Consider the following 14,698-nt stretch of genomic DNA (forward strand, 5'->3'; position numbering starts at 1 on the left):
ACCTGTAGATTCTTAGTCAATTCCCAGACGATTTAACATCCCGAGAATTCCTTCGCGTAACAGCAGTGCGGTTAGCTTTTCGCGCTCCTCATTAGTCATCTGCTGAACCGATGTAACCAACAGGTTTGTCAATGGGTCTTTGCGTGTGGATGGACGATAGTGACTACCGTCTTCCGCCACCTGACGGGTTGAGGTTTTCAGAAACTGACGTACACGATCGTCAATTAACACCTTGCGGCCCCGACCGCCCTGGATGCCTTTGCGCGGTGCGGTAGTCCATTGTTCCCGATTGATCCACTTATTAATAGTTTGTCGGGTATAGCCGGTTTGCTGGGCAATTTCCTGCGGAGTTAACCATTCCTTTTTCACAATCTAATCCTTTATGCTGCTGATTGTTCACGCTGGTTAATATTACAGTAAAGCGTTAAATGAACAACTAATGAGTAAATTGAGTTGAATAAAGAGTTATAAAACGGGGGAGAGATCGAAAAACTTTATCGACTGACAGGGGAATAAGTATTAACGATTGCCTGCAGATGGTAGGTGTTGCAGTCCAGGGGCGTTACCAGAAAATACTGCAAGAAAATTTCTCAGAAAGTCACCCTGGTCAAGGACTGTGGTAAAAATTGCAGTCACGGTGATAAACATAATTGGCAACAGCGTACTGAGTTGGCAGGCAGACCAATCAGTAACTGCCAATGGCGGAAATAAAAGTATTCAGGAAGCCAGCGTTAACGTTGTCGTTGGTGCTGGCTAACGTTTTTTTCAAATAATCACCCTCTGCCGTCATGCCTCATACATGAGTAAAAATTATGCGGCGGCAGCACTGCTGAAAATGTTGGCTATCGTCAGCCAGAATCTGCGGTGTAATACATTAAAAACGCTAATTTTACGGGCGAGTCAGGCGACAGCCAGGAGTAGCATATTACCAGTTAGTCGATCGACGCCTGCCAGTCCTGTTTTGATGATACCTGGCGGAAAGACAGATACCTCAGGTCACCCTGTAAGAGCACCCATTATCCGGGAAACGGGTTAACCACATGTGGATCCAGTAAAAAACCGGTGGCGATAATTACATCAGCCATAAACCAGGGATTAACGGGTATAAGACAGACACATTGTGTTTCGCTATACCAGTCTGATAGCAACAAGGGGCAGTTTCTTTAGACGCATGCAAGGCATACTTTCCGGATTTAGCATAAATCGTCATGGAAAGCACAGTGCCGGAAACATCCAGTAAACGCGGTGTAGCCCGCAAAGCGACCACTCTGTCAGTAAAAAACTGAGCAGTTTGCATGTGGATCTAACACGCACAAGCAAGCACTTATCTGCTTATTTATAAGCTATTAACTCAGTATTCTGGAAGGTTACTTCTCTATGGCAATAAATATTTTCAGCGTGAAAAAGGGCACACATAAATCACCTACTCCGCTGGTTGCCCGCTTTTTCAGCGATTGACCTCAGATTCACATTTTGCCGTTGACACCACTAGCTGTGTTTCATATTATCCCCGCCGTCAACACGACAAGGTTTTTCGGTTATGGGGCTATAGCTCAGCTGGGAGAGCGCTTGCATGGCATGCAAGAGGTCAGCGGTTCGATCCCGCTTAGCTCCACCAAATTTACTCCAGAAAATTTGGCACCGAATAACGCATCAGAGTGGGGGTATAGCTCAGCTGGGAGAGCGCTTGCATGGCATGCAAGAGGTCAGCGGTTCGATCCCGCTTATCTCCACCAAATTTTTCAATTCAATCGCTGTCCTTCTGGCAACTTCACTATCAAAACCTTCAGCAACATCTGATTTTATTTTCCTTTCAATTCATCCAGTCTGGAGGCATGCCTTATGCAGGTTCCGACATGGAGTGTAATAGTACCAGTTACGTGGCTGAGCGCTGTTTAGATTATTTGATGCTGGCGAGAAAAAAGCCTGTGATAGAACTATCATTCAGGGCCGGAAATTTTCCGGCCCTGAATGGTGTTTACAACACCAGTGCGGCGATTGAAGCAGAGAGAATGCTTACCAGTGTGGAGCCGTACAGGAGTTTCAGGCCAAAGCGTGACACGACGTTACCTTGTCCTTCGTTCAGGCCCTTGATAGCGCCGGCAACGATGCCGATAGAGGAGAAGTTAGCAAAGGAAACCAGAAATACCGACAGGATCCCCTCCGCCTGTACAGAAAAATGCCCGGTCAGTTTTTGCAGGTCTACCATGGCGACGAACTCGTTTGAGACCATTTTTGTCGCCATGATGCTGCCTGCTTGTAGCGCCTCATGGGCAGGAACACCCATCACCCATGCAAACGGGAAGAAGATATAGCCAAGGATACCCTGGAAACTGATGCCGAAAAGCGCATCGAATAGCGCATTAATACCCGAAATCAGCGCGATAAAGCCGATCAACATCGCAGCCACGATAACAGCGACTTTAAAGCCCGCAAGAATATATTCCCCCAGCATTTCGAAGAAGCTCTGGCCTTTATGCAGATTATTTAACTTAAGCTCTTCTTCGTTTTCGACGGTGTAGGGGTTAATTAAAGACAAAACGATGAAGGTACTGAACATATTAAGTACCAGCGCTGCGACTACATACTTCGGTTGCAGCATTGTCATGTATGCGCCAACGATTGACATCGACACGGTGGACATAGCGGTCGCCGCCATGGTGTACATGCGGCGCTCTGACATTTTCCCTAAGATGTCTTTATAAGCGATGAAGTTTTCTGACTGTCCCAGGATCAGCGAACTTACTGCGTTAAAGGACTCCAGTTTACCCATACCGTTTATTTTGGACAGCAGGGTGCCGATAGTGCGAATGACGATGGGTAAAATGCGGAAATGCTGAAGTATACCGATTAGCGCGGAGATAAAGACAATCGGGCACAGGACGTTCAGCCAGAAAAACGCCAGTCCCTTTTCGTTCATATTGCCAAAGACAAAATTGGTACCCTTAGCGGCGTATTTTAACAGCTTATCGAACAGCCCGGCAAAGTCCTGAACAAACCCCAGGCCAATCTGAGAGTTAAGGAGGAACCAAGCCAGCACGATTTCGATAACCAACAGTTGAACGACAAAGCGTATGCGAATTTTTTTACGATCGCGACTGACTAAAAGTGCCAGTGCGCCAACTACCGCTAGCGCTAACACAAAGTGAAGAATGCGGAACATCATTATGGGGCTCCAAACTTAAACTTGAGGCAGGTTATATTTCGCTGCACATTCTATGTAACGCAGGCGCCAAAAACGAGATCAATTCCACAATATAATAATTCCCGATGGGTTTGCTTTTCTGAAAACGCTTTCTGATCACATCCCATCAAGTCCTCTTAAAAAGGAGCTAACAGGTTGTTAATAAAATTAACCTAAACTACGATGATAGCGCCATTATGCGTTTTATATAGGGGTAGATAGCCACTAAGAATATAGCAATGGCTATATTGTTTAGCGTTGGCTATGATGGCAGCGGCTGGCTCACCGCATGAGCATGGCGATAGCTTACGGCGTCGTTTTAAGGGGACGGTTGATTATGTTGGAGAGTCGCACGACGAACGTCAATGTTCGTGGAAACCGAAAAGTGAAACTGGCCCTGATGGGGCCAGCGTTTATTGCCGCGATCGCCTATATCGACCCCGGAAATTTTGCTACCAATATTCAGGCCGGAGCCAGTTACGGTTACACGCTCCTGTGGGTGGTCGTATGGGCTAACGTCATGGCGATGGTGATCCAGTTGATGTCGGCCAAACTGGGCATAGCGACCGGCAGGAATCTCGCCGAGCTTATTCGCGATCGCTACCCGCGTCCGCTGGTATGGTTTTATTGGGTTCAGGCTGAAATTATTGCCATGGCGACCGATTTGGCTGAGTTCATTGGTGCGGCCATCGGCTTTAAACTTATTTTCGGCGTCTCGCTGTTGCAAGGCGCCATTCTGACCGGCGTGGCGACCGTGTTGATTCTGATGTTGCAGCGCCGTGGTCAAAAGCCACTGGAGATTGTTATAGGCGGCATGCTGCTTTTTGTTGCCGCCGCATATATCATCGAACTGTTTTTTTCTCAGCCTCATGTGGCCACATTGGTTAAAGGCATGGTGATCCCATCGATGCCAACTGCAGATGCAGTATATCTTGCTGCCGGAGTGCTTGGTGCAACCATCATGCCGCACGTTATCTATTTGCACTCATCCCTGACGCAGCATGGCGACGCGAAAACGCGTGATGTGCGCTATTCGTCAACCAAGCTGGATGTGGCGATTGCGATGACCATTGCCGGATTTGTTAACCTGGCAATGATGGCCACTGCTGCAGCGGCCTTCCACTTTAGCGGCCATGCGGGGATTTCAGAACTGGGTCAGGCTTATCTGACATTAGATCCGCTTCTGGGACGCGCGGCGGCGCTGGTATTTGGTCTTAGCCTGGTCGCGGCGGGTCTCTCTTCAACCGTGGTTGGCACGCTTGCCGGCCAGGTTGTAATGCAAGGCTTTGTCCACTTCTCTATTTCGCTGTGGCTGCGCAGAGTGATAACGATGCTTCCTTCTTTTATCGTTATTCTGGCTGGCTGGGATCCCACAAGAATTTTGGTGATGAGCCAGGTGGTTCTGAGCTTTGGCATCGCGTTAGCGCTCATACCGCTACTTAGTTTTACCGGCGATAGAGCGCTGATGGGGCGCCTGGTGAATTCTACGCTGACTCAAAATGCAGGCCGGGTTATCGTGGTGCTTGTGGTCGCGCTTAATATCTGGTTAATGTACGGTCTGGCAACCGGGAAGGGTTAATGTTGAGACGGGGTTACAAAGGTTGTTCAGGCACGCTTGTTTCTCCGGACCAAATTATCAATGAATCAGGGGTATTCAGCCTCTTCATTTATTTTTTCACCAGCGATGTCTGATATGTCCGGATCACTATCAGTGTTATAACTGTAATGAATGCATTGTCGTAAGCACTAGATTTGCCAGCAGTGAGGCAACAGATGCTGCCTCACGATCATCCGCCGATGTCATTATTGCTTGTTGTTTGCAAAGTCAATTCTTCGATGTACTCCTGATGATCGTTAAACTCCCCTCTTCGAGTAAATTCCGTCGCATAGCAGGTCAGTATGATCGGGTTTTTGACGGGAAATCAGGTTGTTATTTCGTCAATTAAAGCCAGTTCATCATGGGTAAAGTCGCGATTAGTGAGCATAGATACTGCATCATCAATTTGCGCAGTTTTGCTGGCGCCAATCAGAACCGAGGTGATCTGTGCATGATTGAGTACCCAGGCCAGCGCCATTTGCGACAGTTTTTGTTTGCGCTTCTCTGCCAATGCATTCAAACGTCGTACTTTAGTCATTTTATCCTGAGTTAATGCTTCCTGGCTCAGAAAGCGGCTGCCGCTGGCCGCGCGTGAATCGTGTGGAATACCGTTCAGATAGCGGTCAGTGAGTATGCCGCCAGCCAGTGGTGAAAAAGCGATGCAGCCAACGCCTTCCTGTTGCAGGACCTGTAGCAGCCCTTGTTCAGGAGTACGTTCCAGCATAGAGAATTTAGGCTGGTGAATAAGGCAGGGCGTGCCCATTTCACGCAGAAGAGCAAAGGCTTCTGCCGCGCGCTCTGGCCGATAGTTAGATAGTCCGATATACAAGGCTTTACCCTGTCTGACGAGCTGATTAAGCGCGCCCATTGTCTCTTCCAATGGCGTTTCCGGATCAGGGCGGTGATGATAAAAAATATCTACATAGTCCAGTCCCATGCGATGCAGGCTTTGATCTAGGCTGGCTATCAGGTATTTACGCGATCCCCAGTCACCATAAGGCCCCTCCCACATGGTATAGCCCGCTTTAGTGGAAATAATTAGCTCATCGCGATAAGGACGAAAATCCTCGCGCAGAATGCGGCCGAAATTTTCTTCAGCTGACCCCGGGGGCGGACCGTAATTATTGGCAAGATCGAAATGGGTGATCCCCCGATCGAAAGCGTGTCGTAGCAAGGTGCGGCTATTGTCGATCAGGGTTGTATCACCAAAATTGTGCCATAAACCCAGCGAAATTGTCGGCAGCTTCAGACCACTTCGGCCAGTGCGCTGATATTGCATTGTTTGATAACGTTCGTGGCGTGCAAGATAAGACATTTCTCTTTCCTTTGAACAGACAGGCAGCTTACGGACGTTAGTGTATGCGTTTACATTATGCTAAAGCGAGGGTTGAATCCCCCTTGAGGACTAATGTGAGGCGTGGCCATCCAGTGGCCGACAATCCCTTCTGATGATGAGGGTTTACCAACTCAGATAACACTCGTTTGGCAGCGGGTGCGAATAAATACCACAGTTAGCGATTGTTTGCTGGCCTGACTGTTTGAGGGGGGAGCAATCAGCTGTTTAGTGTTTTCGGTAAGTATAACCTACAGTTTCTTGACGGTATGCTGGCGTTTATAGCGTTCGCCGGGGGGAGGTCAACGAACTTAATACCGCCAGGATTGCCCAGATTTTCCGCCGTAGTTGGACTGATTTTGGCGATCGGGAGGGGGGTAACACGGCATGAGATCGCAAAACGGCTTTTTAACTATTTGAGGCAAGCGGACTGTCATCTCAGCATCCTTGCAGGTAAGGTAAGCCACTGGAACGGCGCAAAGGCTCACCCTTAGTCGTTGGTGAGTATTGTTGTTTTCCCGGCAGGATTTTATAGTATTTCTAATTGACGTATGCGGAGCAAAACATTAATGACCAGTTATGCTTTGGTGGGTGATGTTGGCGGTACAAATGCGCGACTTGCGCTCTGTGACGTTGACAGCGGTGCCATTTCAGAAGCCAAAACGTTCTCCACTTCAGAATATGAGAGTCTGGAAGCGGTTATCCGAAACTGGCTTGGTGAGCAGCAAAAAGAGATAAAAGATGGGTGTATAGCTATTGCCTGCCCGATTACCGAGGACTGGGTGGAGATGACCAATCACGATTGGGCGTTTTCAACCAGTAAAATGAAGTCCAATCTTGGTTTTAACAACCTTGAGATAATCAACGACTTCACCGCTGTTTCTATGGCGATCCCAGTGCTGAAAGAGCAGGATGTTCTACAGTTTGGCGGCACTGCGCCGGTGGCGGATAAACCTATCGCTGTTTACGGTGCAGGCACAGGGCTGGGTGTTGCTCACCTGGTTCACGTTGATGAGCGCTGGGTTAGCTTGCCGGGAGAGGGGGGGCACGTCGATTTTGCTCCCAACAGCGAAGAGGAGGATCTCATCCTTGAAGTGTTGCGTATGGAAATGGGCCATGTCTCGGCTGAGCGGATACTTTCGGGAGCGGGCTTGGTTAATCTTTACAGGGCCATTGTTAAATCGGATGGGCGCCAGCCGGAAAACTTAAAGCCTGAAGATGTATCCGGACGGGCGCTGGCCGATAGCTGTACGGACTGCCGTCGGGCGCTCTCACTGTTTTGCGTGATTATGGGACGCTTCGGCGGTAATCTGGCACTGACGCTTGGCACTTTCGGCGGGGTTTATATCGCTGGCGGCATCGTGCCGCGTTTTTTAGAGTTTTTCAAAGCTTCCGGATTTCGCGCCGCGTTCGAAGACAAAGGGCGTTTCCATGACTACGTTCATCCTATCCCTGTTTATCTTATCACGCACGATCAGCCCGGTTTGCTTGGTGCGGGTGCACATCTGCGTCAAACCTTGGGACGTGTTTTGTAATTTTTTCTGGAGCGACACTCGTCGCTCTGCTATCGCTCATTATTTGAAGAGAGCCTCATTCATTCACGTCAACCCAAAGTCGATGGATTAACTTCGGGCCAGGTACTTGGCAGCATGGCGACATCTGTTTTATCAGAATTTAAGTGCTTACAAAGTAAGAGCAGTGGCGGCGAAAAAATCATGGTCACTCAGTGATTATTGTACTGTTTAGTTAAATAGAGGAAACCTGACTGAAATAATACGGAAAGACTTCTATTGGCGGTTCATCACCGTTTCTCTGGTTTTTTTAACTTTGAATTCGCATAAATAATGCACAATGCCCATCGAAATACCTTTCAGTGATGGAATAGTATTAAACTCACATATTTGCTTAATGTTAATTAATCTAAATAAATAGGGACATTATTCATCTTTCTACCTTCTGTTTTCCCTTTTTGAGGCCCGGGATGCGACTTGAAACTGATCGGTTGCTGATAACGTTGCTTAAGCCAGAAAACTGGCCCCTGTTCCTGCGGGTGCATCAGGATGAGCAATGCATGGCCTGGGTTAGCGCAATTCCTGACGATGAAGAACTGCAAAAAAGGTTTAGTGAATGCCTGCTACCTTGGTTTTTCACCAGCGACCATATGCTCTGTCTGGTTGTCCGACAGAAAAAGACCGGTGAAGCGATTGGCTTACTGGGCGCTACCGCCGAAGGGTATCCGTACTGTCAGGTTGAAATTGGCTATGCTTTTCTTAGCCAGTTTCATGGTCAGGGTTTCGGCAGCGAAGCCCTGGCACCGCTGTGCGAGTATCTTTTGCATCATTGTGGCTTCCATAAACTCACTGCGCATGTGGTGGAAGGAAACTGGTCATCACGACGTATTCTGGAAAAAAACAGTTTTTTGCTGGAAGGTGTATTGCGGGATAATCGACTACTGCGTGGAAGATGGAAGAACGATTGGGTATTTGTTCGGCTTAGATAGTGCTTAAAAAATTTTTATCTTGCTTCTCGACAACAGCGGTGGGATCGCGATAAGTTCAGAGCTCGACCGCCAGGGCGGTCAGCGTCGCTCGGACGGTCCGGGCGCTAACGTTAATCTGAGGATCATATGGCTCATAATTTATCTGCTCGCCGTTTTTCGCGCATCGAACGTCTTCCTCCCTATGTCTTTAATATTACTGCCGAATTGAAAATGGCTGCACGTCGGCGCGGCGAAGATATTATCGATTTCAGTATGGGTAATCCCGATGGTCCGACGCCAGCGCATATTGTGGAAAAGCTTTGCACTGTCGCTCAGCGTACTGATACCCACGGGTATTCAGCATCACGCGGTATTCCCCGATTACGGCGTGCAATATCGCACTGGTATCAGGAACGCTATCAGGTTGATATCGATCCGGAAAGTGAAGCCATTGTTACCATCGGTTCCAAAGAGGGATTGGCTCATCTGATGCTGGCAACGCTCGATCACGGTGATACCGTGTTGGTACCAAATCCCAGCTATCCAATTCATATTTACGGTGCCGTTATCGCAGGGGCACAGGTCCGCTCTGTACCCCTGGTTCAGGGTATCGACTTTTTTGCTGAGCTTGAGCGTGCGATACGCGAAAGCTATCCCAAACCTAAGATGATGATACTCGGTTTTCCTTCGAATCCGACCTCCCAATGCGTTGAGCTGGATTTTTTTGAGCGAGTAGTGACGCTGGCCAGGCATTATAACGTGCTGGTCATTCACGACCTTGCCTATGCTGATATTGTTTATGACGGCTGGAAGGCACCCTCTATTATGCAGGTGCCTGGCGCACGCGATGTCGCTGTGGAGTTTTTTACCTTATCCAAAAGCTACAATATGGCTGGTTGGCGAATCGGCTTTATGGTTGGTAATAAAGAGCTGGTAGCGGCTCTCGCCCGGATTAAAAGCTACCATGATTACGGAACGTTTACACCGTTGCAGGTTGCAGCTATAGCCGCGCTGGAAGGAGATCAGAGCTGTGTACAGACTATTGTAGACGAGTATAAACATCGTCGTGACGCTTTGGTTAAAGGCCTGCACGAAGCGGGCTGGATGGTTGACGTGCCTGGAGCCTCGATGTACGTCTGGGCAAAAATCCCCGATCACTATGCACATCTTGGCTCGCTGGAGTTTGCCAGGCGGCTGCTTCAGGAGGCGAAGGTCTGTGTTTCACCGGGTATTGGGTTCGGTGAGTATGGTGATACCCATGTGCGGTTTGCGTTAATTGAAAATTGCGATCGTATCCGGCAGGCGGTGCGAGGGATTAAATCGATGTTTCGTGCCGATGGTATTCAGTCTGGCAGTATTGAACGCGAAAGACTTGAAAGCTGACAAACGTCGGAGCGGGTCAGGCCGGCCTGACCCAGCTTTAGTATGGCCTGTTACAACATCAGATAAAAAGTACCTGCCCAGACCACCAGTAAGAACGAAATGCCCATTAACGCGTATTTCACAAACAGCTCCTTTGTGCGGCTTCGGTGATCCCAGTCCCACGCAACGCAAACAGACGAAACTAACGCGGGCGGAGAGATGCTTCACTGCTGCTCATTTTGGTCGCCATATGACTTGATGGCAGGATCGCTGACTAATCTACCTGCATTAGAAAGCAAAATAAAGTTGATCATGCTGAGATTCAGCTCATATGTTAGGCATTAAAGCCTTGTCAGCATATTGAATATTCATCCAGCCATAGGATATGGCAGTTGCTGACAGATAATATCTCAGTGCGCTACCATAAATTGCCATGAGTCAGGCAAATTTAGCGACCCCGCACTCAGCGCTAAATTAGAGGCGCAACGACTCTTTTTAAATTGTAATGAGGCGTAGCCTCACCCAATCGACAAAATAGTTGCAACGGATTGAGGGCAGAAAATGAAAATATTTCTGGTGGCTATTGATGACTCGACGATAGCCAGGAAAGTGGTCTCTCTGGCTATAGAGCAGGCGCAGGCGTTGAGCTCACAGGTCATGGTACTGTGCTGTGTTGATGAAAAAAATTGCAATCTTAGTGCGCCGCTGGAGTTTGCTGCTGGCGAGGAGAATGACGACGAAATCCGTAGCCAGGATGAGCAGAACAGCGCAGAATCAGTGGTGCGCCGGGCATTGCTTCAGCTGCTGCACGCCGGTATTAAGGCGCGAGGCAGAGTGATCGCTGGCGAAACGGCTGAAACTATTGTCGGGCAAGCTAAAGCGATTAATGCGCAAATGATCATAATGGGACGCCGGCATTTGACGCCATTTAATCGCTTTCTTAAAGGATCGGTAAGTACTGCTGTTATTGAACAGGCGCACTGTCCGGTTATGATTGATGTTCGCTGCGATCGCTAAGTCCTGGCACAAAGCGATGAGTCTGGCGCTAATAGCGGGGGCCGATCAATGATATTGCCGATACCGTCAAATAAAAAAAAACCCGCATCAGCGGGCAAGTAAACAATTGCTGCAATTTCCTGGTGTTATGTCGGGTGACCCGACGTTTCATAATCATTATCGTACCATCTGATTTAAAAGTGCAGCTGTCTTGCCACATCAATTCAATAGGTAGAAATTATCTGACTTTCCCCATTATTGCGTACTACTCTGTTTGATGGTTCTTGCAGATAAGAGTTAGCATGAAGGGTTGTCTAAATGAAGAGCCCATTCGTTTTCATGCTGGCCGCTTTGTTTTTGACCAGTTACACGTCGCATAAGCCGGGCGCTTTTGAGCGCGTTGATGAAGATCACGCAGTGAATGCAGTGCAATATCGCTCTAATCCCTTACAGCTCGATAGAGCTGCCATGCAGAATGATGTTACACATAACCGTATAGCGCATACCTTTGATGAGTCAGAAACGGCTAGACCGTAAAGTAGTTATATTCCGGAGCGGATGGAAGTTTGATGTCAATGTAACTATTCAATAAAAAGCTAATTGAAAGGCAGAGTTATTATCCGTTTGAATTTATGTAAGGACTGTTTATAACTATATTGCTGCATGCGGTTTTTTCGATCTGTGATATTTTAATTTTATTTATCTGATCCAGTCAGAATGCAGGAAGTGTTTCTCGTTTATATAGTCGACGGTGTAAACATGCCCCCCTTGGTCGATTAGAGTAGTAAACATTATATAACATAGTATTAATGTTGTTGTCAGCGCAGTCAGTGAAGCTATTTAAACTGCTTATGTATCTTCAATCTCCTTGATGTTTGATAAATCATAAGGTTCGCCTGTAATTATCATTCCAATTTGGATCTTTATTTAACAATACTGGTTTAATTTTTAACTGCTTCGCTCAACATCAGCGCAGACAAGCCGTACGTGGGGCACTTAAAGGATTAGCCCTATGTCTGCAAACGCAGGCTATATCGTTATTATTGATGCATATTTTCCCCGGAGTCAGTTTTGTTGTTGATAATGGGGCTGAAACTTATCCCTGGCCATGTAGGGATTTCAGTGTCAAAGCCTGTGCCAGGCGCAATGTGGTTGCTTTGTTGGTGCTAAGCATCATTTTTCATCGTATTCTGATCACTACTGACGAATAAATTCGCGCCGTTTGCTGGTAAAACAAGCAAACGGCGCGTCAAGTGGTTAATTTTATTATCAGACAAGGTTATACTGTGCGCCGCTGTCTCCTTAGTTAAATGGATATAACGAGCCCCTCCTAAGGGCTAGTTGCAGGTTCGATTCCTGCAGGGGGCGCCATTTCAAAGAGAACCGACATAACCCCACGAGAACATAATCCCCCATTAAGCCTGCCCGCTGTGGCATTCATAGCGAACTGACGCGAACCGGCAGGAATTGACTACACCGCTCTTTTGTGGGCATATTGTGGGCATTATTTTTAGTAATGATCGGATTGTGCCCACATGCTTACTGTGAAGCAGATTGAAGCCGCTAAACCAAAAGATAAAGCTTTTCGACTTGCAGACTCCGGGGGATTGTTCCTGTTCATCCCGCCCACGGGAAAAAAGGTTTGGAGATTACGTTATCGCTTCGGCGGTAAGGAAAAAACTCTTGTAATCGGGCCCTATCCCGAAATCAGTCTGTTAAAGGCCAGAGCTTTACAATCAGAAGCAAAATTGAAAATTGCGTCAGGAGAAGATCCTTCGGCTCACAAGCAAGCTGGAAAAATGTCTGCAAGGTTAAATACTGGCGATACCTTCGGTGATATCTTCTCTGAGTGGCATTCTCATAAAACTGCTGTATGGTCACGAGTATACGCTGATGAAATAATGAGCATGTTTACTAATGATATTTTGCCTCTTATCGGTAATCTTCGAATTGATGAAATTGAGCCTTTAGTTATTTTAAGAGTAATAAGGCTATACGAAGATCGAGGTGCCATGTCCAGGGCTGACAAGGCTAGAAGACGGTGCGGAGAAGTTTTCAGGTATGCAATCATAACTGGCCGGGCTAAGTATAACCCAGCGCCAGATCTTGTTGACGCTCTGAAAGGATATAGAAAAGAAAATTTCCCCTTTCTTCCTATGCACAAAATTCCAGAATTCAATCGAGCTCTGATGTCATATAGCGGTAGCGTCATACCAAAGAATGCTACGCTTCTTCTTCAATATACTGCACTAAGGACTATTGAGTTAAGAACGCTAAAGTGGGAGAACATTGATTTTGATGGAATGTTTATTAATGTTGATCCTGCGATTATGAAGGGCAGGCGCTTGCATGTAGTTCCTATGTCTTCACAGGTCGCTAGCCTTCTGAATAGTTTGAAATTACTCACGGGTATGTACGAATATGTTTTTACAGGAAGGACCGATAAAAACAAACCTATCAGCGAAAATACCATACTTGGAGTTATTCGACGGATAGGTTATCAGGGACAGGCTTCCGGCCACGGATTCAGACATCAATTCAGTACTGTTCTCAACGAAAACAACTGGAATGTAGACGCAATTGAGGCACAACTTGCGCATGTTAACAGCGCAGGTACTAGAGGAGTGTACAACCATGCAAAATATATGGATACAAGAAAAAAAATGATGCAGTGGTGGGCTGACTGGATAGATGAAGGATTTGATTCAGTTTGAATTTTCTTCATTTTTTTCATAAGAGCGCTTCCAGCTCTGATAGTCTCGATATTTCCATCGCGATGATCTCCCTATTTTAAGCGGTGATGGGAGATTTCCCTTTTCTATCTGTTTATAAAAATAACGGCTAGTAAATCCGGCGTCTCGTGTCATAAATTTCATGTCTACTAGCGAATCTTCGTTAAACTCTCGCATATTCACCTCATAACTGGAAAATAGCCGCAGTTGCGGCGATTGGGGTAGGGGAAGGGGGTTAGATTAATTTCTGGCTTTGCGCTTTCTGATAGTGTTCGTAGTCATCACGACAGTCTGTATCACAGAATTGACCAGTTTTTATTGCTGTCTCGCACCATGCGCATTTGCCTGTGAAAGTAGCGGTTGGCTTACTGCTCCCACGGCGCACCGCCAACCCATTGACCTGCCGTAAGAATCTCAACTAGTTTTTTCTGTTGAGCATCCTCCGCAGCCAGCGCAATCGATAGCTCTTCATCAGCCCCCGCAGCCAGCGCCGCAGCCTCAGCAGCCAGCTCAGCCAGCGCAGTCGATAGCTCTTCATCAGCCCCCGCATCCCGCACAGCCAGCGCCGCAGCATCCGCAGCATCCCGAGCAGCCAGCGCCACAGCCAGCGCCACAGCATCCGCAGCATCCCGAGCAGCCAGCGCCGCAGCATCCGCAGCATCCCGAGCATCCCGCGCCACAGCCAGCGCCGCAGCCTCAGCAGCATCCAGCGCCGCAGCCTCAGCAGCAGCCCACGCAGTCGATAGCTCTTCATCAGTCGCAAGCCCTTCGCTATGTCTCCATGCAACTCTCAACGCGTTTTTGCTTCTGTCATCTGTCATCAGATGTTCGACTTGCGCAGCGCACCAGACCCCGTATTTACGCCACAGAGCTTCATATTCGGGAAGACATCTCATGCACCAGATTGTGTCTTCTAAACTGTTGCTATCAAGAACTGACAAAAGCGGAAATTCTGTATCCCTTCCTAGTATTTCATGCGCTCGCAAAACTTTACGCCATCCGGGTTTGCATGGTT

Annotated in this window: 13 protein-coding genes and 3 tRNA genes; 11 read left to right on the top strand and 5 right to left on the bottom strand. The window is 47.7% G+C overall.

The window, feature by feature from the left end; genetic code table 11:
• Positions 1-12: 12 nt before the first annotated feature.
• Positions 13-369, bottom strand: coding sequence for a YfeC-like transcriptional regulator (locus tag BM191_RS06000; protein WP_092876123.1), 357 nt, complete (start codon positions 367-369; stop codon positions 13-15).
• Positions 370-616: 247 nt separating this feature from the next.
• On the opposite strand from BM191_RS06000, the gene BM191_RS16760 reads away from it, so the two are divergent.
• The 3 genes from BM191_RS16760 (at position 617) to BM191_RS06010 (ending at position 1,736) form a co-directional block, all read left to right on the top strand.
• Complete coding sequence (locus BM191_RS16760) at positions 617-757, top strand: hypothetical protein (protein ID WP_177203298.1); 141 nt, start codon at positions 617-619, stop codon at positions 755-757.
• A gap of 785 nt (positions 758-1,542) precedes the next feature.
• A tRNA-Ala gene (locus BM191_RS06005) sits at positions 1,543-1,618 on the top strand.
• 42 nt (positions 1,619-1,660) lie between these two features.
• Positions 1,661-1,736, top strand: a tRNA-Ala gene (locus BM191_RS06010).
• Positions 1,737-1,978: 242 nt separating this feature from the next.
• On the opposite strand, the gene BM191_RS06015 is transcribed toward BM191_RS06010, so the two are convergent.
• Entirely contained in the window at positions 1,979-3,163 is a 1,185-nt protein-coding gene (locus BM191_RS06015; RefSeq protein ID WP_092876186.1) for a NupC/NupG family nucleoside CNT transporter, read from the bottom strand.
• Between the two features lie 358 nt (positions 3,164-3,521).
• On the opposite strand from BM191_RS06015, the gene BM191_RS06020 reads away from it, so the two are divergent.
• Positions 3,522-4,763 carry an Nramp family divalent metal transporter gene (locus BM191_RS06020; protein ID WP_092876125.1) on the top strand — a complete coding sequence of 414 codons (1,242 nt, stop codon included), beginning with the start codon at positions 3,522-3,524 and terminating at the stop codon, positions 4,761-4,763.
• 343 nt (positions 4,764-5,106) lie between these two features.
• Here the strand turns inward: BM191_RS06020 and mgrA are convergent, their stop codons facing one another.
• Positions 5,107-6,096, bottom strand: a complete 990-nt coding sequence (mgrA, locus tag BM191_RS06025; RefSeq protein WP_092876127.1) for an L-glyceraldehyde 3-phosphate reductase — start codon at positions 6,094-6,096, stop codon at positions 5,107-5,109.
• A gap of 587 nt (positions 6,097-6,683) precedes the next feature.
• Between mgrA and glk the strand changes: the two genes are divergently transcribed.
• The 3 genes from glk to alaC all read left to right on the top strand — a co-directional run bounded on the left by glk (position 6,684) and on the right by alaC (position 9,976).
• A complete protein-coding gene (glk, locus tag BM191_RS06030; RefSeq protein ID WP_092876188.1) occupies positions 6,684-7,649 on the top strand; it encodes a glucokinase in 966 nt (321 codons plus the stop codon).
• Positions 7,650-8,095: 446 nt separating this feature from the next.
• Entirely contained in the window at positions 8,096-8,614 is a 519-nt protein-coding gene (locus tag BM191_RS06035) for a GNAT family N-acetyltransferase (RefSeq protein WP_092876130.1), read from the top strand.
• Positions 8,615-8,740: 126 nt separating this feature from the next.
• The gene (alaC, locus tag BM191_RS06040) at positions 8,741-9,976 is read left to right on the top strand and encodes an alanine transaminase (protein ID WP_092876132.1); all 1,236 of its coding nucleotides are present in this window, start codon (positions 8,741-8,743) and stop codon (positions 9,974-9,976) included.
• Positions 9,977-10,026: 50 nt separating this feature from the next.
• Here alaC and ypdK read toward each other — a convergent pair whose 3' ends face one another.
• Positions 10,027-10,098, bottom strand: coding sequence for a membrane protein YpdK (gene ypdK / locus BM191_RS17500; RefSeq protein ID WP_143088793.1), 72 nt, complete (start codon positions 10,096-10,098; stop codon positions 10,027-10,029).
• Positions 10,099-10,516: 418 nt separating this feature from the next.
• Between ypdK and BM191_RS06045 the strand changes: the two genes are divergently transcribed.
• From BM191_RS06045 to BM191_RS06060, 4 genes are all read left to right on the top strand, one after another.
• On the top strand, positions 10,517-10,972 hold the full coding sequence (locus BM191_RS06045) for a universal stress protein (RefSeq protein ID WP_092876134.1): 456 nt from the start codon (positions 10,517-10,519) through the stop codon (positions 10,970-10,972).
• Between the two features lie 297 nt (positions 10,973-11,269).
• Complete coding sequence (locus BM191_RS06050; protein WP_230479520.1) at positions 11,270-11,488, top strand: hypothetical protein; 219 nt, start codon at positions 11,270-11,272, stop codon at positions 11,486-11,488.
• 759 nt (positions 11,489-12,247) lie between these two features.
• Positions 12,248-12,322, top strand: a tRNA-Arg gene (locus BM191_RS06055).
• A gap of 164 nt (positions 12,323-12,486) precedes the next feature.
• Positions 12,487-13,665, top strand: coding sequence for a tyrosine-type recombinase/integrase (locus BM191_RS06060; protein WP_092876136.1), 1,179 nt, complete (start codon positions 12,487-12,489; stop codon positions 13,663-13,665).
• Between the two features lie 383 nt (positions 13,666-14,048).
• Here BM191_RS06060 and BM191_RS06070 read toward each other — a convergent pair whose 3' ends face one another.
• Positions 14,049-14,579 carry a hypothetical protein gene (locus BM191_RS06070; protein ID WP_092876140.1) on the bottom strand — a complete coding sequence of 177 codons (531 nt, stop codon included), beginning with the start codon at positions 14,577-14,579 and terminating at the stop codon, positions 14,049-14,051.
• Between the last annotated feature and the right edge of the window lie 119 nt (positions 14,580-14,698).

Source organism: Izhakiella capsodis (genome assembly GCF_900115045.1).
In the GTDB taxonomy this organism is placed as follows: Bacteria; Pseudomonadota; Gammaproteobacteria; order Enterobacterales; family Enterobacteriaceae; genus Izhakiella; species Izhakiella capsodis.

Excerpts from the sequence above, each read along its gene's own strand:
- BM191_RS06015 (WP_092876186.1), bottom strand. The coding sequence starts at position 3,163 with ATGTTCCGCATTCTTCACTTTGTGTTAGCGCTAGCGGTAGTTGGCGCA.
- BM191_RS06020 (WP_092876125.1), top strand. The coding sequence starts at position 3,522 with ATGTTGGAGAGTCGCACGACGAACGTCAATGTTCGTGGAAACCGAAAA.
- mgrA (WP_092876127.1), bottom strand. The coding sequence starts at position 6,096 with ATGTCTTATCTTGCACGCCACGAACGTTATCAAACAATGCAATATCAG.
- glk (WP_092876188.1), top strand. The coding sequence starts at position 6,684 with ATGACCAGTTATGCTTTGGTGGGTGATGTTGGCGGTACAAATGCGCGA.
- BM191_RS06035 (WP_092876130.1), top strand. The coding sequence starts at position 8,096 with ATGCGACTTGAAACTGATCGGTTGCTGATAACGTTGCTTAAGCCAGAA.
- alaC (WP_092876132.1), top strand. The coding sequence starts at position 8,741 with ATGGCTCATAATTTATCTGCTCGCCGTTTTTCGCGCATCGAACGTCTT.
- BM191_RS06045 (WP_092876134.1), top strand. The coding sequence starts at position 10,517 with ATGAAAATATTTCTGGTGGCTATTGATGACTCGACGATAGCCAGGAAA.
- BM191_RS06050 (WP_230479520.1), top strand. The coding sequence starts at position 11,270 with ATGAAGAGCCCATTCGTTTTCATGCTGGCCGCTTTGTTTTTGACCAGT.
- BM191_RS06060 (WP_092876136.1), top strand. The coding sequence starts at position 12,487 with ATGCTTACTGTGAAGCAGATTGAAGCCGCTAAACCAAAAGATAAAGCT.
- BM191_RS06070 (WP_092876140.1), bottom strand. The coding sequence starts at position 14,579 with ATGAGATGTCTTCCCGAATATGAAGCTCTGTGGCGTAAATACGGGGTC.